Here is a 563-nt window from a genome sequence, read left to right as displayed (position 1 = left end):
CGCCGCCGCATCGGCAGGCGTTTTCTATCTTCTGGCTGGTGTATTTGGTGGTTCGGTCACAGGACTGATGGCGGCCCTGCCCGTAAGCTGGATCCAGATGCTGGCTGGCCTTGCTTTACTCGGTACGATTAGCGGTAGTCTGTATCAGGCATTGCTTCATGAAGCGGAGCGAGATGCTGCAATCGTCACCTTTCTGGTTACTGCCAGTGGTTTGACCTTAATGGGGATTGGCTCTGCGTTCTGGGGATTAATCGCCGGAGGGATATGTTATGCCACGCTGAGATTATCGCGACGCACGTAATTGCGTTGGCGTCTTGCCCGTCATCTGCTTAAACCGATTGCTAAAATGGCTTGCTGAACTGAATCCACAAGCCATCGCGATATCCGACAAGCTACGTGAAGAATAACGGACCAGTTGCTGCGCCAGCGCCATACGACGCTGCATAACATACTGATGCGGGGCCATATTCATCGACTGGCGAAACATTCTGGCAAAGTGGAAATCGCTTAGTGCCGCTTCGCCTGCCAAATCGCTGAGGGTCATTGGGTAGGCCAGATGCGCG

At 53.8% G+C, this 563-nt stretch carries 2 protein-coding genes; one reads left to right on the top strand and one right to left on the bottom strand.

The genetic code is table 11. The annotated features are described in order from the left end of the window. A partial coding sequence (locus tag FDX03_RS23335; RefSeq protein WP_249357049.1) for a benzoate/H(+) symporter BenE family transporter occupies positions 1–301 on the top strand: 301 nt, incomplete at its 5' end. On the opposite strand, the gene FDX03_RS23330 is transcribed toward FDX03_RS23335, so the two are convergent. Further along, positions 284–563, bottom strand: a 280-nt coding sequence (locus FDX03_RS23330; RefSeq protein ID WP_249357048.1) for a helix-turn-helix transcriptional regulator, incomplete at its 5' end; no start/stop codon positions are given. The two genes, FDX03_RS23335 and FDX03_RS23330, sit on opposite strands and share 18 nt — an antisense overlap.

The sequence above is a fragment of the Citrobacter sp. wls827 genome (genome assembly GCF_005280875.1).
GTDB lineage: Bacteria > Pseudomonadota > Gammaproteobacteria > Enterobacterales > Enterobacteriaceae > Citrobacter > Citrobacter youngae.
The sequence above is the reverse complement of the archived record's forward strand: the minus strand, read 5'-3'. Positions and strand labels throughout refer to the sequence as shown.